Origin of the sequence: Nonomuraea sp. NPDC049421 (assembly GCF_040677005.1) — a bacterium.
GTDB classification, from domain to species: domain Bacteria; phylum Actinomycetota; class Actinomycetes; order Streptosporangiales; family Streptosporangiaceae; genus Nonomuraea; species Nonomuraea salmonea.
The window spans coordinates 103,334-129,199 of record NZ_JBFAQA010000003.1 but is presented as its reverse complement, the minus strand read 5'-3'; the positions used below and the strand labels follow the sequence as shown (position 1 = coordinate 129,199).

27 protein-coding genes and 1 riboswitch are annotated in these 25,866 nt (G+C 71.6%); of the genes, 9 read left to right on the top strand and 18 right to left on the bottom strand.

Annotated elements, in window-relative coordinates:
- Nucleotides 1-188 precede the first annotated feature (188 nt).
- Nucleotides 189-386, top strand: coding sequence for a hypothetical protein (locus AB0K18_RS06660; protein WP_345385667.1), 198 nt, complete (start codon nt 189-191; stop codon nt 384-386).
- 65 nt (nt 387-451) lie between these two features.
- Here AB0K18_RS06660 and AB0K18_RS06655 read toward each other — a convergent pair whose 3' ends face one another.
- The 11 genes from AB0K18_RS06655 to AB0K18_RS06605 all read right to left on the bottom strand — a co-directional run bounded on the left by AB0K18_RS06655 (nt 452) and on the right by AB0K18_RS06605 (nt 12,660).
- A complete protein-coding gene (locus tag AB0K18_RS06655) occupies nt 452-1,246 on the bottom strand; it encodes a hypothetical protein (protein WP_364910825.1) in 795 nt (264 codons plus the stop codon).
- A 608-nt stretch (nt 1,247-1,854) separates the two neighbouring features.
- On the bottom strand, nt 1,855-2,727 hold the full coding sequence (locus tag AB0K18_RS06650) for an aldehyde dehydrogenase family protein (protein ID WP_364910822.1): 873 nt from the start codon (nt 2,725-2,727) through the stop codon (nt 1,855-1,857).
- Nucleotides 2,720-4,141 (bottom strand): aldehyde dehydrogenase family protein, encoded by a 1,422-nt coding sequence (locus tag AB0K18_RS06645; protein WP_364911555.1) that lies wholly within the window; start codon nt 4,139-4,141, stop codon nt 2,720-2,722. The genes AB0K18_RS06650 and AB0K18_RS06645 overlap by 8 nt, the downstream gene beginning before the upstream one ends.
- Before the next feature lie 14 nt (nt 4,142-4,155).
- Nucleotides 4,156-5,076 (bottom strand): deoxyribose-phosphate aldolase, encoded by a 921-nt coding sequence (gene deoC, locus AB0K18_RS06640; RefSeq protein ID WP_364910819.1) that lies wholly within the window; start codon nt 5,074-5,076, stop codon nt 4,156-4,158.
- The gene (locus AB0K18_RS06635) at nt 5,069-6,052 is read right to left on the bottom strand and encodes an ABC transporter permease (RefSeq protein WP_355430053.1); all 984 of its coding nucleotides are present in this window, start codon (nt 6,050-6,052) and stop codon (nt 5,069-5,071) included. The genes deoC and AB0K18_RS06635 overlap by 8 nt, the downstream gene beginning before the upstream one ends.
- Before the next feature lie 38 nt (nt 6,053-6,090).
- The gene (locus tag AB0K18_RS06630) at nt 6,091-7,590 is read right to left on the bottom strand and encodes a sugar ABC transporter ATP-binding protein (RefSeq protein ID WP_364910817.1); all 1,500 of its coding nucleotides are present in this window, start codon (nt 7,588-7,590) and stop codon (nt 6,091-6,093) included.
- A complete protein-coding gene (locus tag AB0K18_RS06625; protein ID WP_364910815.1) occupies nt 7,587-8,525 on the bottom strand; it encodes a sugar-binding domain-containing protein in 939 nt (312 codons plus the stop codon). The genes AB0K18_RS06630 and AB0K18_RS06625 overlap by 4 nt, the downstream gene beginning before the upstream one ends.
- Nucleotides 8,515-10,023: an FGGY-family carbohydrate kinase gene (locus tag AB0K18_RS06620; protein ID WP_364910812.1), complete on the bottom strand. Its 1,509-nt coding sequence runs from the start codon at nt 10,021-10,023 to the stop codon at nt 8,515-8,517. The genes AB0K18_RS06625 and AB0K18_RS06620 overlap by 11 nt, the downstream gene beginning before the upstream one ends.
- 2 nt (nt 10,024-10,025) lie before the next feature.
- Nucleotides 10,026-11,081 carry a galactitol-1-phosphate 5-dehydrogenase gene (locus AB0K18_RS06615; protein WP_364910809.1) on the bottom strand — a complete coding sequence of 352 codons (1,056 nt, stop codon included), beginning with the start codon at nt 11,079-11,081 and terminating at the stop codon, nt 10,026-10,028.
- Nucleotides 11,082-11,094: 13 nt separating this feature from the next.
- On the bottom strand, nt 11,095-12,084 hold the full coding sequence (locus tag AB0K18_RS06610; RefSeq protein WP_364910807.1) for a substrate-binding domain-containing protein: 990 nt from the start codon (nt 12,082-12,084) through the stop codon (nt 11,095-11,097).
- Nucleotides 12,085-12,459: 375 nt separating this feature from the next.
- Nucleotides 12,460-12,660 carry a hypothetical protein gene (locus AB0K18_RS06605; RefSeq protein WP_364910804.1) on the bottom strand — a complete coding sequence of 67 codons (201 nt, stop codon included), beginning with the start codon at nt 12,658-12,660 and terminating at the stop codon, nt 12,460-12,462.
- Between the two features lie 56 nt (nt 12,661-12,716).
- Between AB0K18_RS06605 and AB0K18_RS06600 the strand changes: the two genes are divergently transcribed.
- Nucleotides 12,717-12,929 carry a hypothetical protein gene (locus tag AB0K18_RS06600; protein ID WP_364910803.1) on the top strand — a complete coding sequence of 71 codons (213 nt, stop codon included), beginning with the start codon at nt 12,717-12,719 and terminating at the stop codon, nt 12,927-12,929.
- Nucleotides 12,930-12,976: 47 nt separating this feature from the next.
- Here the strand turns inward: AB0K18_RS06600 and AB0K18_RS06595 are convergent, their stop codons facing one another.
- Nucleotides 12,977-13,648: a DUF6292 family protein gene (locus AB0K18_RS06595; protein WP_364911552.1), complete on the bottom strand. Its 672-nt coding sequence runs from the start codon at nt 13,646-13,648 to the stop codon at nt 12,977-12,979.
- A gap of 170 nt (nt 13,649-13,818) precedes the next feature.
- On the opposite strand from AB0K18_RS06595, the gene AB0K18_RS06590 reads away from it, so the two are divergent.
- The gene (locus AB0K18_RS06590) at nt 13,819-14,694 is read left to right on the top strand and encodes a helix-turn-helix transcriptional regulator (protein WP_364910800.1); all 876 of its coding nucleotides are present in this window, start codon (nt 13,819-13,821) and stop codon (nt 14,692-14,694) included.
- A 43-nt stretch (nt 14,695-14,737) separates the two neighbouring features.
- On the top strand, nt 14,738-14,920 hold the full coding sequence (locus AB0K18_RS06585) for a DUF397 domain-containing protein (protein WP_345385633.1): 183 nt from the start codon (nt 14,738-14,740) through the stop codon (nt 14,918-14,920).
- A gap of 86 nt (nt 14,921-15,006) precedes the next feature.
- Here AB0K18_RS06585 and AB0K18_RS06580 read toward each other — a convergent pair whose 3' ends face one another.
- Nucleotides 15,007-15,762 carry an SDR family oxidoreductase gene (locus AB0K18_RS06580; protein WP_364910797.1) on the bottom strand — a complete coding sequence of 252 codons (756 nt, stop codon included), beginning with the start codon at nt 15,760-15,762 and terminating at the stop codon, nt 15,007-15,009.
- Nucleotides 15,763-15,793: 31 nt separating this feature from the next.
- A complete protein-coding gene (locus AB0K18_RS06575; RefSeq protein WP_364910795.1) occupies nt 15,794-16,579 on the bottom strand; it encodes a HAMP domain-containing sensor histidine kinase in 786 nt (261 codons plus the stop codon).
- A gap of 150 nt (nt 16,580-16,729) precedes the next feature.
- Here AB0K18_RS06575 and AB0K18_RS06570 point away from each other — a divergent pair, with 150 nt between their 5' ends.
- Nucleotides 16,730-17,473, top strand: coding sequence for an SDR family oxidoreductase (locus tag AB0K18_RS06570; RefSeq protein WP_364910792.1), 744 nt, complete (start codon nt 16,730-16,732; stop codon nt 17,471-17,473).
- 13 nt (nt 17,474-17,486) lie between these two features.
- On the opposite strand, the gene AB0K18_RS06565 is transcribed toward AB0K18_RS06570, so the two are convergent.
- Both AB0K18_RS06565 and mqo read right to left on the bottom strand, forming a co-directional pair.
- Nucleotides 17,487-18,215 carry a GH25 family lysozyme gene (locus tag AB0K18_RS06565; RefSeq protein WP_364910789.1) on the bottom strand — a complete coding sequence of 243 codons (729 nt, stop codon included), beginning with the start codon at nt 18,213-18,215 and terminating at the stop codon, nt 17,487-17,489.
- 12 nt (nt 18,216-18,227) lie between these two features.
- Nucleotides 18,228-18,371, bottom strand: a riboswitch (cyclic di-AMP (ydaO/yuaA leader).
- Nucleotides 18,372-18,561: 190 nt separating this feature from the next.
- Nucleotides 18,562-20,004: a malate dehydrogenase (quinone) gene (mqo, locus tag AB0K18_RS06560; RefSeq protein WP_364910787.1), complete on the bottom strand. Its 1,443-nt coding sequence runs from the start codon at nt 20,002-20,004 to the stop codon at nt 18,562-18,564.
- Between the two features lie 179 nt (nt 20,005-20,183).
- Here mqo and AB0K18_RS06555 point away from each other — a divergent pair, with 179 nt between their 5' ends.
- The 3 genes from AB0K18_RS06555 to AB0K18_RS06545 all read left to right on the top strand — a co-directional run bounded on the left by AB0K18_RS06555 (nt 20,184) and on the right by AB0K18_RS06545 (nt 22,151).
- Nucleotides 20,184-20,486, top strand: coding sequence for a hypothetical protein (locus AB0K18_RS06555; RefSeq protein ID WP_364910785.1), 303 nt, complete (start codon nt 20,184-20,186; stop codon nt 20,484-20,486).
- A 108-nt stretch (nt 20,487-20,594) separates the two neighbouring features.
- Entirely contained in the window at nt 20,595-21,155 is a 561-nt protein-coding gene (locus tag AB0K18_RS06550) for a GNAT family protein (protein WP_364910782.1), read from the top strand.
- Between the two features lie 111 nt (nt 21,156-21,266).
- Nucleotides 21,267-22,151, top strand: coding sequence for an NAD-dependent epimerase/dehydratase family protein (locus AB0K18_RS06545; protein ID WP_364910779.1), 885 nt, complete (start codon nt 21,267-21,269; stop codon nt 22,149-22,151).
- Nucleotides 22,152-22,171: 20 nt separating this feature from the next.
- Here the strand turns inward: AB0K18_RS06545 and AB0K18_RS06540 are convergent, their stop codons facing one another.
- Together AB0K18_RS06540 and sigJ are read right to left on the bottom strand one after the other, a co-directional pair.
- The gene (locus AB0K18_RS06540; protein WP_364910776.1) at nt 22,172-23,350 is read right to left on the bottom strand and encodes an FAD-dependent oxidoreductase; all 1,179 of its coding nucleotides are present in this window, start codon (nt 23,348-23,350) and stop codon (nt 22,172-22,174) included.
- Between the two features lie 70 nt (nt 23,351-23,420).
- Nucleotides 23,421-24,305, bottom strand: a complete 885-nt coding sequence (sigJ, locus tag AB0K18_RS06535) for an RNA polymerase sigma factor SigJ (protein ID WP_364910773.1) — start codon at nt 24,303-24,305, stop codon at nt 23,421-23,423.
- 126 nt (nt 24,306-24,431) lie between these two features.
- On the opposite strand from sigJ, the gene AB0K18_RS06530 reads away from it, so the two are divergent.
- Nucleotides 24,432-25,703 carry an MFS transporter gene (locus tag AB0K18_RS06530; protein WP_364910771.1) on the top strand — a complete coding sequence of 424 codons (1,272 nt, stop codon included), beginning with the start codon at nt 24,432-24,434 and terminating at the stop codon, nt 25,701-25,703.
- Nucleotides 25,704-25,866: the final 163 nt, after the last annotated feature.

Here is a 25,866-nt window from a genome sequence, read left to right as displayed (position 1 = left end):
CCACCGGCCGCGACGGGAGGGCTGTGGCGGGTGTGTGGTGACGATGTGGCGCCAGGGGAGAGGCTGGCGATGAGCCGTCCACCGTCCATCCCGGGACGGGGCTCCAGGCGAAGGAGGACCCCCAGACAATGGCCAGCACGCACCGAGGTCCGATCAGCTTTCTGCGTACATCCGCCCGAGCAGTGACGATGTCGGCCGCCATCGCGGTCGCCGCCGTGGGTCTGAGCGCCGCGCCCGCTTCCGCGGCCTCCTGGCACCCGTACCAGGCGTACAAGAACTACGACACGTGCGTGGAGGTCGGCAAGTACGCGGTCGCCTACGGCAAGTCCACGAAGTACAAGTGCGACTGGGACAGCCCCTACTGGCTGCTCTCCCTCTACTACTGAGGCGGCTGAGCCCCTGACGGGGTGGGGTGTGCGCCCGGCGGAGCCTCCGCCGGGCGTTTCTCAGCTCACTTCCACGACAGCAGCCGGCCGCGGAACTTGGGGTGCTTGGTCTCCCAGTAGCGCCAGCCCTCCACCCGGCTCGGCACGTTGGCGATGCCCGAGGCGACCTTGCGCCGGTCGCAGGTGGCGAGGACCGACCAGGCCGACCAGCCGATGCGGTAACCGAGCACGCGGTACCACATGTTGCCGTACATGCCGTCGCTGATCTCGCGCGTGTAGTCGTGACCGCTGAAGACCTTGTGCCGTTCCTGCAGGTGGGGCAGACCGAGCCGGCGGATGCTCTCCACCACGGCCTTGGTGTCGGTCCCCGTGCTGACCGCTGTGTCGGTCGCCGTGCCGTTCGCCGGGTCGGTCCCGGTGGGGTCACCCGGGGCGTTCACGGGGTCGATCACGACGTCGGCCCCGGCGTCCGCCCCCTGGTCGTCCCTCGGCCTGTCCCGCTGCTTGCGCAGCGTCTTCTCTTTCTCGTTCTCGGCCTCCAGGAAAGCGACCACCTCGTGCTCGCGGGTGACCGAGACCGTGATGGAGCCGCCGGGGCCGTCGATGAAGCGGGTGCGCGGGATGAAGAAATTGCGTGGCGACTGCTGGTGAATGCGCCAGAAAGTACGCGGGCGGCAGTTGCGGCCGCCGTCCTCGTCGGTCCTGGTCGTGTGGAATCCCCGGTCGCTATGAATCTTGCGCAGTTTACGGAACTTGTCGTGGTCCGAGTCCGCGCTGGCCGGAGCCGCGGTGGCCGCCAACGCCACCGTGAGGAGGGCGTGGGTGGCGGGTCGCGCCAGTTTTCGCAATGGGGTGAACATCTACCGTCCCTTTCGGAAAAGCACTCCTCGGTGGCCAGGCCGGTACGATGCTTACAGTTGGCGCGAGCCCGGTGACAACGCCACGCCGCAGATGAATGGTCCACACCTGGCAAGATCAGGTGAAAGAGCGTCAATATCCGCCGCCATTTCCAAAGGGATCGTCACGACGGGACGTGGCCGTACCTACTAGTATGTATGGCTGGTTCTCCCTGTGGAACGGCACCGGAGCGATGGCCCGGTTGGTCTTCGGAAGGGTGGTTTCCAGGGCCCGTACCCGACCTGGACTCCATCGAGCGGGAGGCCGAGCGCCTGCGCGAGCTGTCTCGCCCGCGCCGGGCCTGGACGGCCTGCCGGAGGGCCGGACCTGGTGACGGTCTCTTGATGGGCGACCCCGGAGGGAACGGGCGCGACACCAGGAAGGCGCGCGCCGCCACAGGGGAGGGCATGAGCGTGCGCCGCCGTCACGCGCGTCCCCGCCGGGGTTCACCAGTCCCTGACTCTCACTCACGCCGGGGCTATGGTCCTCACCCTAACGGCGAAAGCCGGGAAAAGGACCTGCTGCCAGGGCTTTTGTGACAACACTGTGTCAAAGGACCGGACAGCGGAGGTCAGCGGCCGATCGGATGCCAGACCGTCTTGGTCTCCACGAAGGGCCTGATGCGGTCCAAACCGGGGTCGGCGTCGTGCCAGTCGTCCTCCGGCCGGGGCCGCAGCACCCGCTTGAGCGTGGTGGCCGCCAGCTCCTCCAGCCCGGCCGCCAGGTCGCCGGCGCCCGCGAGGTCGAGCGCGTTCACGTCGGCGTGCCCGGCCAGCGGCGGGCCCAGCTCGGCGACCCGGCCGGTGAGCACGTTCGCCACGCCGCCCGGCAGGTCGGACGTGGCCAGCGCCTCGGCCAGCGTGATCGCCGGCAGCGGCGCCCGCTCGTCGGCGACCAGCACCGCCGTGTTGCCCGCGGTGATCACCGGGGCGAGCACCGAGACCAGCCCGAGCAGCGACGAGCCGGTGGGCGCGACCACGCCGACGACGCCGGTCGGCTCGGGCTCCGACAGGTTGAAGAACGGTCCCGCCACCGGGTTCGCGCCGCCCAGCACCTGACTGATCTTGTCGGCCCAGCCCGCGTAGTAGACCCAGCGGTCCACGGCCGCCGACACCAGCGCCTGCCCGCGGTCCGCGCCGACGCCCTCGGCCGCGGCCACCTCGGCGGCGAACTGGTCGCGCCGCCCCTCCATCATCTCGGCGACCCGGTAGAGGATCTGCCCCCGGTTGTAGGCGGTACGTCCCGACCAGCCGGGGAACGCCTTGCGCGCGGCCACCACGGCATCGCGCACGTCCTTGCGCGAGGCCAGCGCGGCGTTGGCGAGGTGGGACCCGTCCGCCGACGTCACGGGGTAGGACCTCCCTGATTCCGAGCGCGGGAACGCGCCGCCGACATAGAGCTTGTACGTCCTGAGCACCGCGATACGCGGCGGGGTCTCAGCCAAGGTAGGCCTCCAATCCGAGCAACCCGCCCTCGCGGCCGTACCCGGACTCCTTGTAGCCGCCGAAGGGACTGGCGGGATCGAACACGTTGAAGGTGTTGGACCACACGACGCCGGCGCGCAGCCGGCTCGCGGTCCAGAGCATCAGGGAGCCCTTCTCCGTCCAGACGCCGGCCGACAGCCCGTACGGCGTGTTGTTCGCCTTGGCGACGGCCTCCTCCGGCGTGCGGAACGTGAGCACCGACAGCACCGGGCCGAAGATCTCCTCCCTGGCGACCCGATGCGCCTGCGTGACCCCGGTGAACACGGTCGGACGGAACCAGTAGCCGCGCTCGGGCAGCTCGCAGGCGGGCGACCACGAGGTCGCGCCCTCCGCCTCGCCCGCGGCGGTCAGCTCGCGGATCCTGGCGAGCTGCGCCGCCGAGTTGATCGCGCCGATGTCGGTGTTCTTGTCCAGCGGGTCGCCGAGCCGCAGCAGCTCGATGCGGGCGCGCAGCCGTTCCAGCAGCTCGTCGGCGATCGACTCCTGCACCAGCAGCCGCGAGCCCGCGCAGCAGACGTGGCCCTGGTTGAAGAAGATGCCGGACACGATGCCCTCGACGGCCTGGTCGATGGCCGCGTCGTCGTAGACGATGTTGGCGCCCTTGCCGCCCAGCTCCAGCGTGAGCCGCTTGCGGGTGCCCGCCACGGCGCGGGCGATCTGCCGCCCCACCTCGGTCGAGCCCGTGAAGGCCACCTTGTCGGCGCCGGGGTGGGCGACCACGGCCCGGCCGGTGTCGCCGGCGCCGGTCACGATGTTCACCACGCCGGGCGGCAGGCCCGCCTCCTGGCAGATCTCGGCGAAGGCGAGCGCGGTCAGCGGCGTCGTCTCGGCCGGCTTGAGCACCACCGTGTTGCCGGTGGCCAGCGCGGGCGCGACCTTCCACGCCAGCATGAGCAGGGGGAAGTTCCACGGGATGACCTGCGCGGCCACGCCCAGCGGTTTCGTGCCGGCCCCGGCGTGCCGGAGCTTGTCGGCCCAGCCGGCGTAGTAGAAGAAGTGCTGCGCGACGAGCGGCAGGTCGATGTCGCGCGTCTCCTTGATGGGCTTGCCGTTGTCGAGCGACTCCAGCACGGCCAGCTCGCGGGCCCGCTCCTGGATGATGCGCGCGATCCTGAACAGGTATTTGCCGCGCTCGGCGGCCGGCAGCGGCCCCCACACCTGCTCGAAGGCGCGCCGCGCGGCGGCGAAGGCGCGGTCCACGTCGGCCTCGCCGGCCGCGGCCACCTCCGACAGCGGCTCCTCGTCGGCCGGGTTGACGGTGACGATGCGCTCGTCGCTCTTGGCCGCGACGAACTCGCCGTCGATGAACAGGTCGTACGACGGCCGGATGGACACGATGGAACGTGACTCCGGCGCGGGCGCGTACTCGAAGATCTCCACGCCTCTCCCTAGTCGATGGTGTAGTAGTCGGGCCCGGCGTAGTGCCCGGTCGAGAGCTTGGTCCGCTGCATGAGCAGGTCGTTCAGCAGCGAGGACGCGCCCAGCCTGAACCACGCGGGGTCCAGCCAGCCGGCCCCGGCGATCTCCTTGACCAGCACGAGGTAGCGGATGGCGTCCTTGGTGGTGCGGATGCCGCCGGCCGGCTTCACACCGGCCTGCCGCCCGGTGGCGGCCCGGTAGTCGCGTACGGCCTCCAGCATCACCAGCGTCACCGGCAGCGTGGCGGCGGGGGACACCTTGCCGGTCGAGGTCTTGATGAAGTCGGCCCCGGCGTGCAGCGCCAGCCACGACGCGCGGCGCACGTTGTCGTAGGTGACCAGCTCGCCGGTCTCCAGGATGACCTTCAGGTGCGTGTCGCCGCACTGCTCCTTGACGGCCACGATCTCGTCGAACACCTTGCGGTAGTCGCCGGCGAGGAACGCGCCCCGGTCGATCACCATGTCGATCTCGGTGGCGCCGGCCGCGACCGCGTCGGCGGTGTCGGCCAGCTTGACCTCCAGCGACGTACGCCCGGAGGGGAAGCCGGTGGCCACCGAGGCCAGCCCGACCCCGGTGCCCGCCAGCGCCTCGGCGGCCGTGGCGATCATGTCGGGGTAGACGCACAGCGCGGCCACCGACGGCGCGCTCGGGTCGGCCGGGTCGGGGCGCACGGCCTTGGCGGCCAGCGCCCGGACCTTGCCGGGGGTGTCCGCCCCTTCGAGCGTGGTCAGGTCGACCATGCGGATGGCCAGGTCGATGGCCTCCCGCTTGGCCGTCGTCTTGATCGACCTGGTGGCCAGGCCGGCGGCCCGCCGCTGGACGCCGACCTCGTCGACGCCGGGCAGGCCCTGCAGATAGGCCCGCAAAGAGCCGGGGATGGTGTCAGGCACGAGCGCCACGCCTCTCGATGAGCATGTTGAGGACGAGGGCGACCAGCAGGATGAGGCCGGTCACCACCATCTGGAAGAAGGAGCCGAGGCCGAGCAGGTTGCAGAGGTTCCGCAGCACGGACAGCAGCAGCACCGCCACGAACGTGCCGAACACCCCGCCCCGGCCGCCGAACAGGTTGGTGCCGCCGAGCACGACGGCGGCGATCGCGTCCAGTTCCAGCCCGTTGAACGCGGTGGGCTGCCCCACGGTCAGCCGCGAGGTGAGCAGCACCCCGGCCAGCGCCGCCAGCGCGCCCGACACGGCGAACACCGTCGTGATCACCCCGCGCACCGGCAGTCCGGACAGCCGGGCGGCCTCCTTGTTGCTGCCGACGGCGTAGACGTACTCGCCGAAGGTGGTGCCGCGCAGCACCAGGGCGGCCAGCACGGTGATCGCCACGAAGATGATCCCGACGATCGGCACGTAGCCGATGAACCCGCCGCCGAGCAGCTGGAACCCCTCGGAGGCGTTGGCCTCCGCGGGCTTGCCGTCGGTCAGCAGGTACGTCAGGCCGCGGATCGCGGTCAGCCCGGCCAGCGTGGTCATGAACGCCGGCAGCGACAGGTACGCCGACAGCCCGCCCATGATCGCGCCGAACACCGCGCCTGCCGCGATGCTGATGAGGATCGCCGGCAGCACCGGCACCCCCGACCCGATGAGGATCGCGACCGTCATGCCGCCGAACGCGGCCACGCTGCCCACCGACAGGTCGATGCCGGCGGTCAGCACGACCATGGTCATGCCGATGGCCACGATCCCGGTGAGCGAGGACTGCTGGAGCAGGTTCGCGATGTTGCGGCCGGTCAGGAACTGCGGCGCCAGCAGTGAGGCGACCACGCACAGCCCGAGGAAGACCAGCAGCAGGTTGGACTTGACGATGAGGTCGGCGCCGCGGCGCCGGCGGGCGCCGCCTTCCTGGGGGGCGGCTGCGGTCACGGTGGATCCCGGCGAACCCGTGGATCCGAGCGAAGCTGTCATGGTGCGGCTCCTGTGATGACGGTGTGCGCGATGACGTTCTCCGGGCTGACCCGGGGGTCGAAGCGCGCGACGTTGCGGCCCTCGTACAGGACCTGGATCCGGTCGGCGTTGGCGGTCAGCTCGTTGAGCTCGCTGCTGGCGAGCAGCACGGCCACGCCCTGGTCGGCCAGGTGGCGTACCTGGCGGTAGAGGTCGGCCTTGGCGCCGACGTCCAGGCCGCGCGTGGGCTCGTCCAGCAGCAGGACCCTGATCCCGCCGCGGGTGATCCACTTGGCCAGCACGACCTTCTGCTGGTTGCCGCCCGAGAGCTGGCCCACGAGCTGGCCGGGCCCCGACGCCTTCACGCCGAGGTCGGCGAGCGCCGGCTTGGTCAGGCGCTGCCCGGCCCGGCCGGGCAGCAGCCACGGCGGCTTGCCGAGCGCGCTGATCGCCGCGTTGCGGCTGACCGACAGGCCCAGCATCAGGCCCTGCTCCTTGCGGCTCTCCGGCACCAGGGCCAGGCCCGCGCGGACGGCGGCGGCCGGGCTCGCGACCTTGAGCGGCCGGCCGCCGAGCGTGGCCGTCACCTGGGCCTTGAGGTCGCCGAACAGGGCGCGCAGCAGCGTCGTACGTCCCGCGCCGCCGAGCCCGGCCAGCCCGACGACCTCGCCGGGCCGTACGTCGAGGTCGCGCACGTCCAGCAGGCCGGGCACGTGCACCCGCTCGACGCTCAAAAGCGGCTCGCCCCGCGGCGCGGCCCGGTCGGTGGCGCCCACCAGCTCGCCGCCCGCCTCGCCGATCATGGCGGCGACCAGCTCGTCGGGGCGCGTGGAGGCCAGGTCGTAGACGCCGACCGCGCGGCCGTCGCGCAGCACCGTGGCCCGGTCGCCGATCTCCATGACCTCGTCCATGCGGTGCGAGATGAAGATGACCGAGCGGCCCTCGGCGGTGAGCGACCTGATGACCCCGAACACCGCTTCCAGCTCGCTCTCGCCGAGGGTCGCCGACGGCTCGTCCATGACGATGACCCTGGCGTCCGCCGTCAGCGCCTTGGCGATGGCGGTGAGCTGCTGCGCGGCGATCGGCAGCGCGCCGACCCGCGCGCTCACCGGGAAGGTCGCGCCGACCCGGTCGAGCGCGGCGCGGGCCAGCTTGGCCCGCTGCCCCCTGCGGACGAAGGGGCCCAGCCTGGGTGCCCTGCCGAGCAGCAGGTTCTGCGCCACGGTGAGGTCGGGCAGCAGGTCGAGCTCCTGGTAGATGACCGCGATGCCGGCCGCGAGCCCGGCGTGCGGGGTGGCCGGCGCGTACGGCTGCCCGTCGAGCAGGATCGTGCCCTCGTCCGGCTGGTACGAGCCCGCCAGGACCTTCATCAGCGTGCTCTTGCCCGCCCCGTTCTCGCCGAGCAGGCAGTGCACCTCGCCGGGCCGCACGCTCAGCTCGACCCCGTCGAGCGCGACGGTGCCGGGGAACCGCTTGACGATCCCGGACATGTGCAGGCGTTCGGGAGTCTCGCTCATGCCGCCTCCAGCAGGTGTCTGGCGTTGTGGTCGTCGGTGATCAGCACGTCGCACAGGCCGCTCGACACCACCGCCCGGCAGACCGCCCGCTTGGCCGTGCCGCTGACCAGCGCGACCGACGTGGCGGCCGAGCGCAGCAGGTCGAGGGAGAGCCCGAGGGTGCGGCCGTCGAGGTCGGGGTCGACGATCCGGCCTTCCGCGTCGATGAAGCGGCCGAGCACGTCGCCGACCGCGCCGGCGGCGGCCAGCCTGGCGAGGTCGCCCGCGTCGATCTGCCCGGAGTCGACCAGCACCGAGTCGTTGCCCATGGCGCCCGGGCTGAACAGGAACAGGTCCGCCTTGGCGGCCAGGGCCAGCACGTCGGCGACGGCCCTGTCGCTCTCCAGCACCTGGCGGGTGCTCTGCTGCTGCAGGATCGCCGGGGCCGCCAGCAACGTCGCGGTGCCGCCGCCGTGGTGGGCGATCATGCTGGCCATGCTGTGCGCGCTGGTCGGCTCCCGGGATCGGCTGAGCGCGCCGTTGATCTGCACGACGTGCACGCCCGTGGCCCAGCCGGGCGTCAGCCCGCCGGCCAGGCGGTCGAGCGTACGCCCCCAGGACACCCCGATCAGGCGGGGCGCCGGCCGCATCTCCATCAGGTGGTCGGCGCCCGCCGACGCGACCCGGTCGCGGGCCTGCTCGGCGTCGTCGCCCCCGACCGACACCACGACGGCCTCGCGCAGCCCGAAGCGCTCCTTGACCGCCTGCTCCAGCGTGCGGACGCGGGAGCGCGGGTGCAGCACCTCGATGCGGACGATGCCGACCTCGCGCGCCTCGGCCAGCATCCTGCCCACCTTCCACCGGGTCAGGTGCATGGCGTTGGCGATCTGCTCCTGCGTCTCGCCCGACTCGTAGTAGCGCACCGCCACCTGGTAGAGCTGGTCGTCATCGCTCATGGCGGCCTCCGCTCAGCCGGTGGGAGATGCCGGTAGTCGCGGCCGTGGCCTCCCGGTAGCCGGCGTAGCCCGCCTCGTACGCCTGCGCGTGCGCGGCGACCGGCTCGACCGTGCGCACCTTGGGCGCGTACTCGGCGGCGGCCTCCGCCAGCGACGCGTGCCGCCCCGAGCCGGTCGCGGCCAGCACCGAGCAGGCCCGCAGCGTCAGGTTGTCGCCGGTGACCAGGTGCACGGGGCGGCCCAGCACGTCGGCGGTGGTCTGCAGCCACAGCTCGTTGTGCTGGATGCCGCCCGACAGGAAGATCTCCGACACCGCGACGCCGCCGTCGGTGAAGGAGTCGATGACCTGGCGGGTGCCGTACGCGACGCCTTCGACGGCCGCTCGGTAGACCTGCTCGGGCGTGCTGGCCAGCGTCAGGCCCAGCACCGCGCCGCGCAGCCGGGGGTCGCGCAGCGGGGTGCGGTTGCCCATGAAGTAGTCGAGCACGATGAGGCCGTGCTCGACCGGCGGCACCCGCGTGGCGGCGGCGATCAGGCCGCCGATCTCGGCGCGCGGCCGGCCGATGAGCTTCTCGCCCGCCCAGGCCAGCACCGAGCCCGCGCTGACCTGCCCGCCCTCGACGAGCCATCGCCCCGTGCGCAGCGCGTCCGGGTAAGGACCCCACACCGTGGGCGGGAACACCGGCTCGGCGATCTCCGTGACGAACGCGTTGGACGTGCCGCACACGATCGACACGTGACCCTCCTGGGCGCCGCCGATGGCCAGCAGCGACAGGTGCGCGTCGATGCCGCCGGACACCACCGTGGCGGTGCCCGTGACGCCCAACTCCGCGCGGGCCGGCTCGGCCAGCGGCCCCACCGGGTCGCCGACCGGCACGATCTCGTCGGGCAGCTTGGCGGCCAGGTCGGCGACGCCGAGCTGCTCGTACAGGTCGTGCGGGAAACCCGCGCCGCGCGGGTCGTAGTTGCTCTTGCAGACGGCGTTCATGCGCGACCCGGCCCAGCGGCCGGTCAGCCGCCAGACCATGTAGTCCACGGCCTCGACGATGCGGGCCGCCGCCCGGTACGTCTCCGGCTCGTGCCTGGCCAGCCACATCGCCTTGGGCACCAGCCACTCCACCGCGTCGCTGCCGCCGGCGTACCGCAGGACCGGGTGGCCGGTCCGCGCGGTCAGCTCGGACTCCTCGCCGGCGCGGCCGTCCATCCACAGCAGCGCCGGGCGCAGCGGCCGGCCACGGCCGTCCAGCACGGCCACCGTCGAGGCCGTGGTCGCCACCGCGACCCCCTCGATCGGCGGGCCGCCCGCGGCGGCGAGCGCCTGCCGCGCGGCCGACACGCTCGCCCGCCACCAGTCGTCCGGATCCTGCTCGGCCCAGCCGGGCCGGGGGAAGCGGGTCGGGTACGCCTCGGCGCCCGACCCGAGCAGCGCCCCCTGGTCGCCGTAGACCGCCGCGCGGGCGCCTTCGGTTCCCAGGTCGAGGGCGAGGAAGGCAGCCATGCTCACTCCTCGTTCGGCAGGAAGAGGACCTTCGAGCTGAAGATCGACCGCTCGCCCAGGGCGGCCATGGTCTCCGGCAGGGCGTCGAGCCCCAGCTCGTGGGTGATCATGAACTTCCAGGCCAGCTCGCCGGAGGCCAGCGCGCGCGCCGCCGTCCGCCACTCGTCGCCGGGGAACGGCGCCGAGAAGGAGTTCCACGCGCCGTGCAGGGTGACCTCGCGGCGCAGGAACGAGCTGAACGTGGACTCGGGCAGCACCACCGGGTCGTGCGGAATGCCGATGAACACCGCCTCGCCGTGCCGGCCCGCCAGCGCCACCGCCTGGTCGATCGTGGCGGGCACACCCGCCGACTCGATGACGATGTCGTAACCCTCGCCGGCGACCTCGGCCGCGGCCTCCGCGCTGGTCGCCGTGTGGGTGGCGCCCGCCTCGGTGGCCATCGCGGCCTTCTGCTCGTTGAGCTCGATCGCCAGCACCTCGGACGCGCCCGCGAGCCTGGCCCACTGCACCGCGAACAGCCCGATCGGGCCCGCGCCTACCACCGCCACCCGGCGGCCGCCGCGCATGTTAGTCCGCCACAGGGCGTGCAGCGCGATCGCGGCCGGGTCCATCATGGCCGCCGCCCTCGGGTCCAGGTCCGCGGGCAGCACCATGAGGTTGCCCGCGGGGACGGTCACGTACTGGGCGTACGCGCCGTCGCGGCGGCTGCCGAAGTAGCCGTACTTCTTGCACAGGCTGAAGTGGCCCTGGGTGCACGGGCCGCAGGTGCGGCACGGGATCAGCGGCGGGACGGTGACCAGATCGCCCTCCCGGACCGTGCCCTCGGCGGCCAGGTTCGCGCCGAGCCTGACGACGTGGCCGGAGAACTCGTGCCCGCAGATGATCGGGAAGTGGTAGGCGATCCCCGGTTGCAGCATGCGCGAGATGTCCGAGCCGCACACGCCGCAGGCCGCCACGCGTACGAGCGCCTCGTCCGGGCCAGGCTCGGGCACGGGCACCTGCTCGACCCTGATGTCGCCGGGCGCGTGGAGCACCGCCGCCTGCATGGTTTCCGCCATCGTTGTGCCTTTCCTACTTCTCTTGTGCCGCGGCGAACTCACCGTCGCCGATGTACTGGGCCGCGTTGTCCTTGTCGATGAGCGCGGTGCCCGCGTCGATGCTCGGCTCGACCTGCTCGCCGTTCTTGACCTTGAGCACGGTCTCGACGGCCTTGGCGCCGAGGGAGAGCGGGTCGTTGAGCGCGGTGGCCACGTACTGGCCGTCGGAGATCTGCTTGACCGCCTCCATGAGGCCGTCCACGCCGGCGACCAGGACCTTGTCCTTGCCGTTCTCCTTCAGGACCTGGAGCGCGCCGAGCGCCATGTCGTCGTTGTGCGCGTACACGGCGGCGACGTCGGGGTGCACCTGGAGCAGGTCCTGCATCGCGGTGACCGCCTTGGAGCGCACGTAGTCCGAGTACGGGCCCTCGACGATCTTGATGTTGGGGTTGCCCTTCACGGCGTCGTGGAAGCCGGCGCTGCGGTCACGCGCCACCGCGCCGCCCGCGTCGCCGCGGATCTCGATGACCTTGCCGCCCTTGTCGCCGAGCGCCTCGCTGAGCCGCTTGCCGACGAGCTCGCCCATCGCCTTGTTGTCCCGCCCGACCTGGGCGACCGCGCCCTCGGGCACCGGCCGGTCCACGGTCACGACCGGCACGCCCGCCGCCTTGGCCGCGGCGATCCCGGGCTGCACGCCCTGGGGGTCCACCGGGTTGACGAGCAGGACGTCCACCTGACGGGTGATCAGGTCCTGGATGTCGTTGTTCTGCTTGGTGACGTCGCCGCCCGCGTCGGCGAAGTAGAGCGAGGCGCCCGCCTTCTTGGCGGCGGCCTCGGCGCCCTCGCGGAGCTGGACGTAGAAGGGCGACTGCTGGGTCGCCTGGCTGAAGCCGATGGCGACCGGGCCGCCGGACTTCTCGCCGCCCGCTTCCGTCGACCCGCCCGGTGTTGACGACACCGAGCAGGCGGTCAGGGCGGAGATCAGGAGGAGTGCAGGGATTGTGAGCAGCCGAAATCTACTCATAGGGGCCTCCGTATGTGACGTAGGTAACGCACCGTAAGTCGGGAATTAACCTCGATGCAACACTTGAGCCGAAATTTGCTCATATGAGCAGACTTGGTCTCCTTGCTCCTCGTGTCCGCTCATCGTCACATGAGTTTCCGCAGGTCACAGCCGTTACGGCCGCTTCGCGGCGCCGTACGTGTCGGAAATCCCCCGACCGGCGGGGGCGCGATGTCGGATCCCCGGATCCGTATGGCGGTGGCTGGCCCGCGAGCCGGGACGGCGGGCAAGGTGACGCGGTCCCGCACCTGTTGAGAGGTCCCCCTTGAACGTATCCGCTCCGCCCGCCCGGCCCCGCGCCACCATCGCGCCGGCCTGCGCGAGCGTCTTCGTCGCCTATCTCCCCGTCGTCACCGTCGCCGTCACCCTGCCCGGGATCCAGCAGGCCCTGGGCGCCTCGCCCGCGCAGCTGTCGTGGGTGCAGGACGCCTTCGTGCTGCCGGTCGCCGCGCTGCTGCCCGAGTCGCGCGGCCCGGGCGGCCGCCGCCTCGACTGGCCGGGCCAGCTCACCGCCGCCGTGGCGATCACCGCGCTCATCTACGGCGTCATGCGTCATCGAGGGCGGCGCGACCTCGTACGGCGAACCGCTCACCGTGGCGGCGCTGGCGGTTGCCGTGCCCGGCGGCGCCGCGTTCGTCCTGATGGAGCGGCGCAGCAGCGCCCCCGCCCTGACCGCCGTGTCGGAGGCCTTCCTGGACGGCATGCACCTCTGCCTGAACGTCTCGGGAACCCTGCTGGTGGCCGCCGCCCTCGCCGCCGCCGCTGTGCTGCTGCGCCGCACGGGCGAACGCGTACCGACCGGCTGACCCTCGTCAAGGCCCCCGCCCCACACAGGGGCCTCGGGGATCGGCCCTCAGGCCCCCGCGGACGGCTCGCGCGGCGCCACGTACGGTACGTCCGGCGGCAGATGCTCCCGCAACCGATCGTCGAACCCGTCGTCGACGTCCCGATACGACCGGTACGCCGGCGGATAGTGCCACCCCCAGGGCTGCTCCCTATGATGCCCCCACCACCAGCGCCGCGGCTGCCGCAGCCGCTCCACGATGGCCAGCACCGTGTCCCCCACCTCGGCTGGATCGGGCAGCACGTCACCACCGAAGTACCGCTGCCGCCTCAGCAGCGTCGGGCAGCGCACGTCCCCCCGCACGAAGCTCCCGAACCGCCACCCGCTCTCCTCATCCCAGGCCAGCGCCAGCACGCACTCCTCGACGAGCTCCCGATCCTCGACGAGGATGGAAGCCGAGCGCGGCAGGAACTCCGCCATCCAGTGATCACTCGGCTGAATGGCCCGCCGAACGAGAGCCAGGTAGACATCGTGCAGGTAGCCGACATGCAACTCCTGCCACTCCACATGCCAGACACCCCTGGGCGTCACCACATCGGTGCCCGTGGGCCGGCGACCCCACGCGGCAAGCCGGTCGAGCTGAGCTCCGGCCTTGACCCGCCCTTGAGGACCAGGGACATGCAAGGCTCCCCTCTTTCTCGCGGAACCAGGGATGCCGAGCTGCCGACATGCGGTGGGCATCTGAAGGGCGTCCCCGTCGTCGGCGATTTCCGTTGTCATCGCACCCCTCCCGCTACTAATAGTGAGGTATGGTAAGTCTGCATGCAATCTTGCACGCAGTCTTACTTCTGTGGCTCAATAACTGGAGTGATCAAGGCTCTGTCCGGGAATTAGCCACTTTTGGGACATATATGGTCAATCGCACTTCTCCGCCCACCGTGCAGCGTCGCATTCTGGCGCGGGAGCTGCGTCATCTCCGTGAACGTGCGTCCCTGACGGGCGACGACATCAAGGACCGGCTCGGCTGGTCGCCGTCGAAGGTCTCCAGGATCGAGAACGCCCGCATCAGCGTCTCGCAGGGCGACATCGAATTGTTGCTCGACGTCTACAACGCCTCCGACATCCAGCGCGAGCGCCTTCTGGCGCTGGCCGGCCAGACTCAGACCCCGCACTCGTGGCGGGCCTATCCCGCGCCGACGCAGGAGTTCCTGTCGTTTCTCGAAGTCGAGGCGGTGGCCGACTCGATCCGGCAGTGGGAGGTGGGGGTGGTGCCGGGCGTCCTGCAGACGGAGGCGTACGCGCGGCATCTGATCCAGAGTTGGCGCGACATCGACGACACGCTGACGCAGCGTCAGATCGAGGACCGCGTCGCCATCCGGCTGAACCGCCAGAAGCGCTTTCTTCCTCCAGAGTCATCGCACATATGGATCGTTATGGACGAATCCATACTGATGCGGACAGTCGGTGGGCCTGACGTCATGGCGGAACAATTGCAGCAGCTGGTGGACTTCTCCCTGCTGTCCAACGTGAAGCTACAGGTCGCACCGCTCGATCGGCCCCGAGGGGTGTTCGAGGAATCCTTCACTCTGCTGAATCTGGACCGGAGTAACCCCCTCGAGCAGTGCCTCGTCTACATCGACCACAACCTCACCAGTCAATTCCTGCTGGATGAACAGCGTTCGATCTACTTCGAGAAGATGTTCGAATATTTTCACAGGAGTGCGCTGGATGAGGAGGCGAGCCGCACCATCATTTCGAGATACAACCGTGATGCATCCATGGTTTGAAGTGGCCAGCGGTGCTGGTGGGGCGGCCGATAACATTCCACGCATGCAAGATCAGTGGACGCGGTCCAGCTTCTGCGGGCATAACGGAAATTGCGTTGAAGTCCGCCTGCTGGATGACGATATGGTCGCCATTCGCGACAGCAAGAACCTTGGCCAGCAGCCCCTCGTGATCACGGCCTCCGCCTATCGGCAACTGATCGAGAAGGTCAAACGAGGCGACGTCTAGAGCGTCCACTCACGAACCATCGACCACCATGCCCGCCTGAGCAGCCGGCGCCCGTGGAGGGCGTCGGCTGCTCGTCGTTTCGCTGGTCAGGTGAGGTTCAGGCCGCCGTCTACGGCGAGGACCTGGCCGGTCAGCCAGGTTGTGGTGGGGGCGGCCAGGTGGAGGATCCACGCGGCCACCTCCTCTGGGGTGCCGCGGCGGCCCAGAGGGATGGTGGCGGCTTCGTCCTGCTTGATCTGGTCCACCACCTCCGCGGGGAGGCCGGCGGCGCTCAGGGCTTCGCTTTCCGTGGGGCCTGGTGCGACGGCGTTGACGCGGATGCCGTCCGTGGCCAGTTCCAGGGCCCAGCTTCTTGTCAGCTGTTCGATGGCGGCCTTCGAGGCGGCGTAGTGGGCGGCGCCGGGCAGGGGGCGGTGGCCGTACGTGCTGGAGATGTTGATGATCGTGCCGCGGGTCTTGCGCAAGTAGGGCAGGGCGGCGTGGGCCAGGAGGCTGGGGGCGGTGACGTTCAGGGCCAGGAGGCTGGCGATGCGCGCCGGGTCCGTTTCCGCCAGCGGCATCATGGCCGTGCCGCCGGCGTTGTTGACCAGGACGTCGAGGCGGCCCCAGCGGTCGGTCGCGGCCTTCACCACGGCCTGCGGGGCGCCGTCCGCGGTGATGTCGGCGGAATGGACGGCGATGCCGGGGTGGTGGGTGGCGGTCTCCTCCAGAGGGGCTGGGCGGCGGCCGACGGCGAGTACGTGCGCGCCCGCCCTGGCCAGGGCGATCGCGGTGGCCCGGCCGATGCCGGAGCCGGCGCCGGTGACGATCGCGACGGTGTTCTCGAGATGACGACTGGTCACGTGCTGAACTTCCTTGTTCTGTTCGGTGCGGTCAGGTGCCGGGGTGGGTTCGTGGGCCCGCGCGGAGGGGAAGGCGCAGGGTGACGTGGGCGCCGTGGGTCTCGACGTGCAGGCTGCCGTGGTGGGCGGTGGTGATGGCGCGGGCGATGGCCAGGCAGAGGCCGGTGCCTCCCTGGTCGCCGGCCGGCTCGTCGCACGTTTCCGAGGGCTCGTCGCTGGTCAGGCGGAGTTCCGCGCAGTCGGCCGTGCGGTGCAGGGTGACGGTCGCCGGGTGGCGGGTGGTGCCGAGGAGGATGGCCAGGAGGCGGGTCAGATGGGTGGAGGAGGCGTGCGTGAGGACGGTGGGGTCCAGGCGGAGCCGCACGTCGCCGCTACCGGCCGCGGCCGACTCCACCAGGGCGGTCAGGTTCACGTCGGTCAGTTCGCGATCGTCGAGGCCGGCTTCGAGCCTGGAGAGCAGGAGCAGGTCGGTGGTGACGTTTTCCAGCCGGTCGAGGTCGTCGCTGACGTGGTCGAGCAGGTCGGTCACGTCGATGTCGTCCGGGTGCCGCCGGGCCGCCTCCACCTGGACGCGCAGCGCGGCCAGCGGCGTACGGACCTCGTGGGAGGCGTCGGCGGTGAAGCGCCGCGCCGCCCGCGCCCGTTCGTGCAGCTCGTCGGAGCGCGGGATGAGCACGGGCATGCCCACCAGCTCGTCCCGCTCGCGCCCGCAGGCGTCGAGGCAGGGCTGGTTGGCCGCCACGATCGTCATGTCCCCTGCCATGACCAGGCACGGGTTCGGGACGGCCGCGAGCAGGGCGGCGTGGTCGTGTCTCATCGGGTTCCTCCCCAGGCGCCGGGCGAGCCTGTCACCAGCTAGGACAGCGCAGCCTCCGGGTCTGTGACCGGAAGGGGGCGACTTTACCGACCCGAGGGCTTAGGGGGAGACGGCAGGGGGAGGTGCGGTGGATCGAGGGGGAGGCGTGCCATGAAGGTCGTGGTGGTCGGCGGGACCGGCCTGATCGGATCGAAGCTGGTGACCAGGCTGTCGCGCGACGGCCACGAGGCGGTGGCGGCATCGCCGCGCACCGGGGTGAACACGCTCACCGGCGAGGGTCTCGCCGAAGCGCTGGAGGGGGCGCGGGTGGTGGTCGACGTGTCGAACGCGCCGTCGTTCGAACCGGCCGCCGTCCTGGAGTTCTTCGAGACCTCCACCGGCAACCTGCTGGCCGCCGAGTCGGAGGCGGGGGTCGGGCACCATGTCGCGTTGTCCATAGTGGGCACCGAACGCATGCCGGACAACGGATATTTCCGGGCGAAGGTCGCGCAGGAGCAGCTGATCGAGAAGTCGGGGATCCCGTACTCGCTGGTGCACGCGACCCAGTTCTTCGAGTTCGTGAAGGGGATCGCCGACGAGGCCGCGGACGGGGACGTCGTACGGATCGCGCCGGTGCTGTTCCAGCCGATCGCAGGGGACGACGTGGCGGCGGCGGTGTGCGAGGTCGCGGAGGGTAGGCCGCTCAACGGCCGGCTGGAGGTGGCCGGGCCGGAGCGGGTCAGGATGGACGAGTTCGTCCGGCAGGCGCTGGCGGGGCTCGGTGACCCCCGTGAGGTGGTCACCGACCCGCACGCGCGTTACTTCGGGAGCGAGCTGGGCGAGCACTCGCTCGTGCCGCTGGGGGAGGCGCGGCTCGGCGAGGCTCGCTACGGCGACTGGGCCGCCGCCGGGTAGAACGCCCGGGACGTCAGACGGACTGACGGCCCAGGGAGCGGAGCTGGTCGGGCGTCAGAGCCGAGACGTTCTGGTCGATGGGGACGTCCGTGTACTGGTGGATCGCCCACGACTTCCAGTCGGCCGGCGGCGTGATCGCGCCCTTGGCCCGGCTGTAGTGGGCGACCCAGAGCGGGTACTGCGCCAGGCCGTGGCCGTAGGTGTTCGCGAAGTTCCAGCCGCTGTAGAAGAGCGGCTTGGTGCCGGTCTGGTTCTCCACGTACGACAGCCACGCCTTGGCCCAGGCGTTGACCTCGGCGACGGACTTGCCGTCGGTCGTCTCCAGGTCGAGGACCAGCAGGTCACCGGCCTTGGCGGGCTGGGCGTTCACCGCGGCCAGGAAATGGTTGGCATCGGCGATGGGGTCGTCGGCGGGGTGGCCGTAGTGGTAGGCGCCGCGCACGATGCCCTTCTCGCCGAGCTCCCGCCAGTGCCTGGCGAAGGAGGAGTCGACGAAGTCGGTCCCCTCGGTGGCCTTGATGATGCCGAACTGCGCGGAGCTGGAGCTCCAGTCGTACAGCGGCTCGTAGTGGGAGATGTCCAGGCCGTAGGTCAGGGCGGAGCTGTGCTGGGCCGCCTCGTGCGGGGCGACCTGGTCGGTGGTGGAGGCGTGTGCGGTGCCGGTGACGGCGGTGACGGCGGCGAGTACGGCTCCGCCGAGCGCCAGTCCGAGGCGCTTGCGGTTCTCGGCAAGCTTGGCCATGCGGATGTTGACTCCTTGCTTCCATGCCGCCTACCGGGTTAGCTGACGGGTTCGGGACTGGAAGTGCCCTACGGACGCGGGCATGAGCGGGCGTCCGATTCACCCCGGAAAGTGGGTCCCCGGTTCCGCGAGACGCGGATTCGGCGGCCGTACGTCGGGAGACGGCGTACGGTCCGGTCAAAGATGTGAGGTCACGCGCTGCGGTGGTCCCTCGACCCGCAAAAGTACATAATTCGCAAAAGTATCTGCAAGTACTCCAGAGGGACTTTCACTCCGCTGGCCTAGTAAGAGGTTCGAAATCCCCGCGTACGTCGCGGATCCGGAAATGGGTAAAGTTTTCCGGCATTCACTCCAGACGAAGTGTTCGGGCCGTCCTGGAGAGGGTCTGCGGCGGCAGCGCGGCGCCGTACGACGGCACGAGCTCACGCAACGCCGGCCGCCAGCCGTCCACCCGGCCGGGGAAGGCGCGTCCGAGCACGTCCAGCATGATCGCCACGGACGCCGACGCCCCGGGTGAGGCCCCGAGCAGGGCGGCGAGCCCGCCGTGGGCCGGCGTCACCACCTCGGTGCCGAACCCGGCGATCGACCCGCGCCCGTTCACCGGCTTGACCACCTGCACCCGCTGACCCGCGGTGATCGGCTCCCAGTCCTCCGCCCGCGCCTCGGGGACGAACCGGCGCAGCGCCCGCAGCCGGTCGCCGCGCGTCTGCGCGAGCTGCCCGACCAGGTAGCGCAGCAGGGCCGGCTCGGCGCGGGCGGCGCCGAGCAGTGTCATGACGTTGCCGGGCGTGACGGATCCCGGCAGGTCGGTGAGCCTGCCGCGCTTGAGGAAGCGCGGCGAGAACGCGGCGAAGGGCCCGAACATCAGGTACGTCCGCCCGTCCACGACCCGGGTGTCGAGATGCGGCACCGACAGGGCGGGCGCGCCCGGCTCGGCGTGGCTGTAGACCTTGGCGTGGTGCCCGGCCACCAGCTCGGCCCGGTCCGTACGCAGGAACCGCCCGCTGATCGGAAACCCCCCGTACGCCCGCGTCTCCGCCACCCCGGCGCTCTGCAGCAGCGGCAGCGTGCCCCCGCCCGCCCCCAGGAACACGAACGACCCGCGCACCCCGTAGTCGCGGGCACCCACCAGGTCGCGCACCCGCAGCCGCCACGACCTGCGGTCACGGGAGAGCCCGCGCACCTCGTGCCCGGTCCGCACCTCGACGCCGTCACGTTCGAGCGCGGCGAACAGCCGCCGGGCCAGCACGCCATAGTCGACGTCGGTGCCGCCACGAGAGCGGCACAGCGCCACCTGCTCACCGGCGGGCCGGCCGGCGAACATCAGCGGCAGCAGCTCCGCCATCACCGCCCGGTCGCGGATGAGCTCGAGCCCCTCGAACAACGGATGATCGCGCAGCGCCGCGTGCCGCAGCCGCAGGTGCTCGACCCCGGCCGCGCCCCGGGCGAAGGAGAGATGCGGCACCGGCCGGATGAACCCGGAGGGATCGCCCAGCGTGCCCTCCTCGACCAGGCTCGCCCACAGCTGCCGGGAGAGCTGGAACTGCTCGTTGATCGCGATGGCCCCGCCGACGTCGATCGAGCCGTCGCCGGTGAGCGGCGTGTAGTTGAACTCGCACAGTCCCGCGTGCCCGGTGCCGGCGTTGTTCCAGGCCGACGAGCTCTCCAGGCCGAGGCCGTCGAGCCGCTCCAGGACGAGCACCGCCCAGTCCGGCTGCACGCGGCGCAGCAGCACGCCCAGGGTGGCGCTCATGATGCCACCGCCGACCAGGACCACGTCGTAGCCCACCCCGGCTCACCTCCAACTCGTATGACATGTTCGCTACTTGTATAACAGCGTCCGCGCGGAATGCGGGATCCGGAGTAGCGTGGATCTTCGAGCGCCCGTACGGCACAGGAGGTGATCACGATGCACCCGGTCTAGCGACGGCCCCACCCGGGGGCGTCACGGAGCCGAAAGGTGACCGTATGAGCAAGACCGACAAGACCCGTCCCTGGTGGGTGAAGATGGCCGAGGCGCCGATGGTGCACTGCCGGCCCGTTCACGACCACCGTGACGGCGTCTGCACCCTTCCCGGCCGCGTCGACCGCGAGAGCGCGTCGCTCAACCAGCGCATGAGCGGCTGCTACTGGCAGGCCACCGACACGTTCTTGTTCGGTGAAGGCGTCCTCAGCGGAGGCCGGGAGTGGACCGGCTACTGCCGTGAGGCGCGCCGTCGCGAGCGGCGTGCGGCCCGTCGCGAGCTGCGCGACTACCGCGCTGACGACTGAGCCGACGACTGAGCCGGCGACTGACAGCGCCCCGGGAGGCGTCCGCCTCCCGGCGCATCAGTGGGACACTCCACGCATTACCGGTAAGACCGTCGTGGAGGTAGGCGTATGTACGCGAAGTCCCTGGGAGTGAACGGTGCCGAGCTGCGTCCCCTGGAGCCCTGGCGGGCGGAGGAGTTCCTGGCCCACATCGACAGGGGGCGGGAGTTCATCGGGCGGTTCGTGGGGCTGGCCGACGTGGTGACCGACCTGCCGTCGAGCCGCGCGTTCCTGCAGCGCTACGCCGACGCGACCGCCGCCGACACCGCGCGGATCCACGGCATCTGGCTGGACGGCACGCTGTCCGGCGGCGTCATGCTGCGCACGATGAACGTCGAGCAGGGCGAGGCCGAGGTGGGCTGCTGGCTGGAGCCCGCGGCGGCCGGCAAGGGGCTGGTGACCAGGGCGGCCGGCATCCTCATCGACTGGGCCGTGGACGAGCGCGGCATCCACCGCGTGGAGTGGGTCGTCGCCTCGGGAAACGCGGCCAGCATCGCCGTGGCCAGGCGGCTCGGGATGACCAAGGAGGGCGTGCGGAGGGAGGGCTACAAGCATCGCGGCGAGCGGCTGGACGTGGAGATCTGGTCGGTGCTGGCGCCGGAGTGGCGCAAGGCGCGAGGAAACGGATAGTCCCTCTATTCGGATAGCTCATCCGCTTTCTGCTACGGTTCAGGGAGAGGACGGAAGGTGCACGCCTGCCCGAGTCCGTCTCTTCCTGCTGTCCGTGAAAGGAAAGCGACCATGCGCATCTTCATCACCGGCGCCAGCGGCTACTTCGGCGGTGTGCTCACCGAGCACCTCATCTCCGCGGGTCACACCGTCGAAGCCCTCGCCCGCTCCGATCGGGCCGGCGCCCGCGTCGCCGAGCTGGGCGCCACCCCCGTGGCGGGCGGCCTGGCCGACACCGGCGTCCTGCACGAGGCCGCCGCCCGCAACGACGCCGTCGTGCACACCGCCGTCGACTACGGCGATCCGGCCATGCAGGACGTCGAGCAGCCGGCGCTCGACGCGCTGCTGACCGGCCTCGCCGACGGCCGCCCCTTCGTCTACACCAGCACCGGCATGGTCTACCCCGACACCAAGGGCCGGCCGGTCGCCGAGGACGAGGAGGTCAGCGAGCAGACGGCGAGGCAGCCGCACAAGTACCTCGGCGAGCGCCGCGTCCTCGCCGCCACGAACCTCGCCGTCACCGTGGTCAGAGCCGGTCTGATCTACGGCCGCGGCGGCAGCGCCCTGCTCCAGGGCCTGATCGCCGGAGCCCGCGCGCAGGGCGTCGCCACCTACGTCGGGGACGGCCGCAACACCTGGTCCACCGTCCACGTGGACGACCTGGCCGCCCTCTACGCCGCCGTCCTCACGGGCGAAGAGGGTGGGGGCGTCGTCAACGCCGCCACCCGCACCGGCACGGCCTTCCGCGAGATGGTCGAGGCGGTCGCCGTCCTCACCGGCACGCGCACCGCCTCGATGCCCCTCGACCAGGCCACGCAGCTCTTCGGCGACCTGGCGCGCACGCTCACCGGCTCGACGCCTCTCGACCCCTCGCGGGCCGAGAGGCTGTACGGATGGAAACCCGCCGGCCCGTCCCTGGTCGAGGACGTCACCCGGGGCAGCTACGCCGCCGCCTGACACGGCGGCCGGCGCGCCGCTCAACGCGCGGCCGAGGTCTCGGCGCGGTGGGTCTGGGCACCAGTCCGCCGGGTCGATCCCTTGACCCACATGTAGGTGCCGGGGCGGGCGCGCTCCCAGCGCAGCGAGGCGACCGTGAACCGGCAGATCTGCTCCTTCACGAACGCCGCCGTCCGCCCGCTCAGGATCCGGTCCTTCGGCGAGTCGTCACCGTTGACGAGCTGGACGATACCGTCGCGCCGCCCCAGGCTGATGCACTGCAGCAGGTAACGGAACCGGAACGGCTCGGGGGTCCGCCCGGCCGCCCGCGCGTTGATCACGTCGGCGGCGTGCGCGGCGATCGGCATCCCGGCGGCGCACGACATCCGGTTCGTGCTGCCCTGCACCCGCACGGCCGCCGCGTCGCCCACGGCGTACACGTCGGGGTGCGACACCGAGGTCAGCGTCTCGTCCACCACGATCCTGCCGCGCTCGTCCACGGTCAGCCCGGCCTCGGCGGCCAGCGGCGACACCGTGAAAGACCCGGCCCACACCACGACGTCCGCAGTGATGACGCCCTGGTCCGTACCCACCCCGTCAGGCCCGACGCCGGTCACGCGGGTCCACTCGTGGGTGCGCACGCCCAGCCGGTCGAACGTACGGGCCAGGTGCCGGCGGCCCTTGTCCGACAGGCCCGCGCCCACCGCGCCGCCGGTGGCCAGCGCCACCCGCCACGCCGGGTACGACTCGGCCAGCTCGGCGGCCATCTCCACGCCGGTCAGCCCGCCGCCGACCACCACCAGGTCGCCGCCGCCGGCGTCCAGCCTGGCCCGCAGGTCGCCCGCGGTCTCGGCGGTGTAGGCGTGCTCGGCCACCCCGGGGGCGGTGGTGTCGGTGCGGCTGCCCAGGGCGTACACGAGCGTGTCGTACGGGAAGACCCGCCCGTCCTCCGTGCGCACCTGCTTGGCGTCCAGGTCGATGCCGCCGACCCTGGCCTGCACGGTCGTGATGCCGGTGCCCTGGGTCAGCTCGCTCAGCGGCACCGTCACCTCGGGCCGGCCCGCCGCCAGCTCGTGCAGCCTGATCCGCTGGGTGAAGTGCGACTCGGCGCTGATGAGGGTGATGCGCTGCTTCCTGTCGAGCCGGAGCGCCGCCGTGAGGCCCGCGTAGCCCGCGCCGATGACCACGATGTTCTTCTGGGCGTTCTTCTTGGCGTCCATGTCGTGTCCTCTCTCAGAACCTTCTGCGACACAGACGAGCGGGCGGCCGGAAACGTGATGGTGATTCAGGTCACACTCGGGTGAGCTTCTCCGGATTGCGTACGACGTCGACTTCCGTGATGCGCCCGTCCTCGGCGACGGCGAACGCCGCCACGGTGTCCACGGCGCCGTCCTTGGTACGCACCACCGCGCCCATGCCGCCGTTGACCTCGGCGAACTCCACGTCCATCCCCCGCATCCAGCGCTCCATCAAGCCCAGCACCATGCGGGCCACCCGCTCCGCGCCAGACACGGGCTGCATCGCCGCGGAGACCACGCCGCCGCCGTCGGAGCGCCACACCACCTCCGGATCGAGCACCGCGACCAGCCCCGACAGGTCGCCGTTCAGCGCCGCCGCGGTGAACGCCTCCACCGCCTTGCGATGCGTCGAGCGGTCCGTCGTACGGCGGGGGCCGTGCCGGCGCACCCGGGCGCGGGCCCGCGACGCCAGCCGCCGCACCGCCTCGTCGCTGCGCCCCAGCACGTCCGCGATCTCCGCGAACGGCACGCCGAACGCGTCGTGCAGCACGAACGCCACCCGCTCCGCCGCCGTCAGCCGCTCCAGCACCGCCAGCAGCGCCATGCTGACCGAGTCGTCGAGCGCCGCCCTGTCCTCGGGGCCGAGCTCCTGCACGACCGGCTCGGGCAGCCACGGCCCGACGTACGCCTCGCGCCGCGCCCTGGCCGAGGTGAGCACGTCGTAGCAGATCCGGCTCACGGTGGTGGTCAGGTAGGCGCGCACGTCCCTGACCTGCGCCTCGCCGGCCTTGCGCCAGCGCAGCCACGCCTCCTGCAGCGCGTCGTCGGCGTCCGCCGTCGTGCCCATGATCCGGTACGCCACGCCCCACAGGTGACCGCGATGCTTCTCGAACTCCGCCAGCCGGCCGGCCTCGTCGGCACTCGTCGCGCTCACCATGCGCCCATTATCCGAGCCGCCCCCTCCGGCCTCCCGCCCGCATCGTCACTCCGGCCAGGACCCCGATTCTGTCGGTCCCGGCTGCCAGAGTGGCCCCGCCGTCCGTCACCACCGAAGGAGTGCCCCGTGCCTGGCTCCGATCCGCCCGCCGATGTGGACGCCCCCGCCGAAGTCCGGGCGGGGCGGGCGGCGGGCATGGTGGCGCCCCTGCGGGCGAAGGACTTCCGGCGCTACTTCGCCGGGCACACCGCGTCGGCGTTCGGTGACGCGCTGACGCCGCTGGCGATCGCCTTCGCCGTCCTCCACCTCACCGGCTCCCCGGTCGACCTGGGCATCGTCGTGCTGAGCACCCGGCTGCCGATCATCGTGCTGACGCTGGTGGGCGGGGCGGCGGGCGACCGGTTCCCGCGCCGTACGATCATGCTGGCCGCCGACCTCGTCAGGTTCGCGACGCACGGCGTGACGGCGGTGCTGCTGCTGACCGGCGCCGCGCAGCTGTGGACGCTGGTGGCCCTGCAGCTCGTCGCCGGGGTCGGCACCGCGTTCTTCAACCCGGCCGCCGTGGGCCTGGTCACCTCGCTGACCACCAAGGAGCACCTCCAGGCGGCCAACTCCCTGCTGTCGATCTCCAGGAGCACGGTGTCGATCCTGGCGCTGGGCACGGCAGGGGCGCTGGTGGCGCTGGTCGGGCCGGGCTGGGCGATCGCGGTGGACGCGCTGACGTTCCTGGTCAGCGCCGCCTTCGTCTACCGGCTTCCCGGGCGGCTCGCGACGGCGCGGCAGGAGGGGCTGCTGGCCGGCATCGGCGGCGGGCTCACCGCCGTGCGGCGGCGCACGTGGCTGTGGGTCTGGACCGGCCACATCGCGGTCGCCAACGCGTTCGTGGTCTCGCCGATCCTCGTGCTCGGCCCGTACGTCGCCGACCTGCACCTCGGGGGAGCGCCCGCCTGGTCGGCCATCGGCATCGCGTACGCCGCCGGCGGCCTGGCCGGGGGAGTCGCCGCCACCCGCTGGCGGCCGGCCCGGCCCATGGTGGCGGCGCTGCTGGTGTTCCTGCTGATGGCGCCGCTGCCGGCGCTGCTGGCCGTCCCCGCCCCGGTCTGGCAGCTCACGATCGCGGCCGTCCTGGCGGGCGGCCAGGTGGTGGTGCACAACGTCATGCAGACCACGGCCGTCCAGCGGCACCTGCCCGACGACCTGATCGCCCGTGCCTACTCCGTCACCCTGCTCGGCGGGCTCGTCGCCGCGCCCCTCGGCATGGCGCTGGCCGGGCCCGCCGTCACGCTGCTCGGCACCCGCCCGGTCCTGCTGGGCTGCGCGGCGATCACCGTCGTGCTGTCCGGCACCCTGCTGGTGCCCGCCGTGTGGCGGTTACGCGAGTCGGCCGAAATGGCTTGAGGACCACCCGCCGGAGGCTGCTATGGTGTGAGGCGCTCAAACCGGGCGTGCCGCGGCACGTTCCGCGACGCATCGAGGAGATCAGACATGGCAGGTGACGACGACATCTCCGGGTGATACCGGAGGTCCGGGCCCCAGGCAGGCGTGAGCTGACCGCCGCCGC

Coding starts and splice junctions, on each gene's coding strand:
- AB0K18_RS06585 (WP_345385633.1), top strand. CDS start 14,738: ATGCAAGATCAGTGGACGCGGTCCAGCTTCTGCGGGCATAACGGAAAT.
- AB0K18_RS06555 (WP_364910785.1), top strand. CDS start 20,184: ATGAGCAAGACCGACAAGACCCGTCCCTGGTGGGTGAAGATGGCCGAG.
- AB0K18_RS06590 (WP_364910800.1), top strand. CDS start 13,819: ATGGTCAATCGCACTTCTCCGCCCACCGTGCAGCGTCGCATTCTGGCG.
- sigJ (WP_364910773.1), bottom strand. CDS start 24,305: ATGGTGAGCGCGACGAGTGCCGACGAGGCCGGCCGGCTGGCGGAGTTC.
- AB0K18_RS06540 (WP_364910776.1), bottom strand. CDS start 23,350: ATGGACGCCAAGAAGAACGCCCAGAAGAACATCGTGGTCATCGGCGCG.
- AB0K18_RS06575 (WP_364910795.1), bottom strand. CDS start 16,579: ATGAGACACGACCACGCCGCCCTGCTCGCGGCCGTCCCGAACCCGTGC.
- AB0K18_RS06565 (WP_364910789.1), bottom strand. CDS start 18,215: ATGGCCAAGCTTGCCGAGAACCGCAAGCGCCTCGGACTGGCGCTCGGC.
- AB0K18_RS06655 (WP_364910825.1), bottom strand. CDS start 1,246: ATGTTCACCCCATTGCGAAAACTGGCGCGACCCGCCACCCACGCCCTC.
- AB0K18_RS06570 (WP_364910792.1), top strand. CDS start 16,730: ATGAAGGTCGTGGTGGTCGGCGGGACCGGCCTGATCGGATCGAAGCTG.
- AB0K18_RS06595 (WP_364911552.1), bottom strand. CDS start 13,648: ATGCCCACCGCATGTCGGCAGCTCGGCATCCCTGGTTCCGCGAGAAAG.
- AB0K18_RS06615 (WP_364910809.1), bottom strand. CDS start 11,081: ATGGCGGAAACCATGCAGGCGGCGGTGCTCCACGCGCCCGGCGACATC.
- AB0K18_RS06620 (WP_364910812.1), bottom strand. CDS start 10,023: ATGGCTGCCTTCCTCGCCCTCGACCTGGGAACCGAAGGCGCCCGCGCG.
- AB0K18_RS06610 (WP_364910807.1), bottom strand. CDS start 12,084: ATGAGTAGATTTCGGCTGCTCACAATCCCTGCACTCCTCCTGATCTCC.
- AB0K18_RS06545 (WP_364910779.1), top strand. CDS start 21,267: ATGCGCATCTTCATCACCGGCGCCAGCGGCTACTTCGGCGGTGTGCTC.
- AB0K18_RS06660 (WP_345385667.1), top strand. CDS start 189: ATGTCGGCCGCCATCGCGGTCGCCGCCGTGGGTCTGAGCGCCGCGCCC.
- AB0K18_RS06625 (WP_364910815.1), bottom strand. CDS start 8,525: ATGAGCGATGACGACCAGCTCTACCAGGTGGCGGTGCGCTACTACGAG.
- AB0K18_RS06605 (WP_364910804.1), bottom strand. CDS start 12,660: ATGAGCGCGGTGATCGCCACGGCGGCGGTGAGCTGGCCCGGCCAGTCG.
- AB0K18_RS06630 (WP_364910817.1), bottom strand. CDS start 7,590: ATGAGCGAGACTCCCGAACGCCTGCACATGTCCGGGATCGTCAAGCGG.
- AB0K18_RS06550 (WP_364910782.1), top strand. CDS start 20,595: ATGTACGCGAAGTCCCTGGGAGTGAACGGTGCCGAGCTGCGTCCCCTG.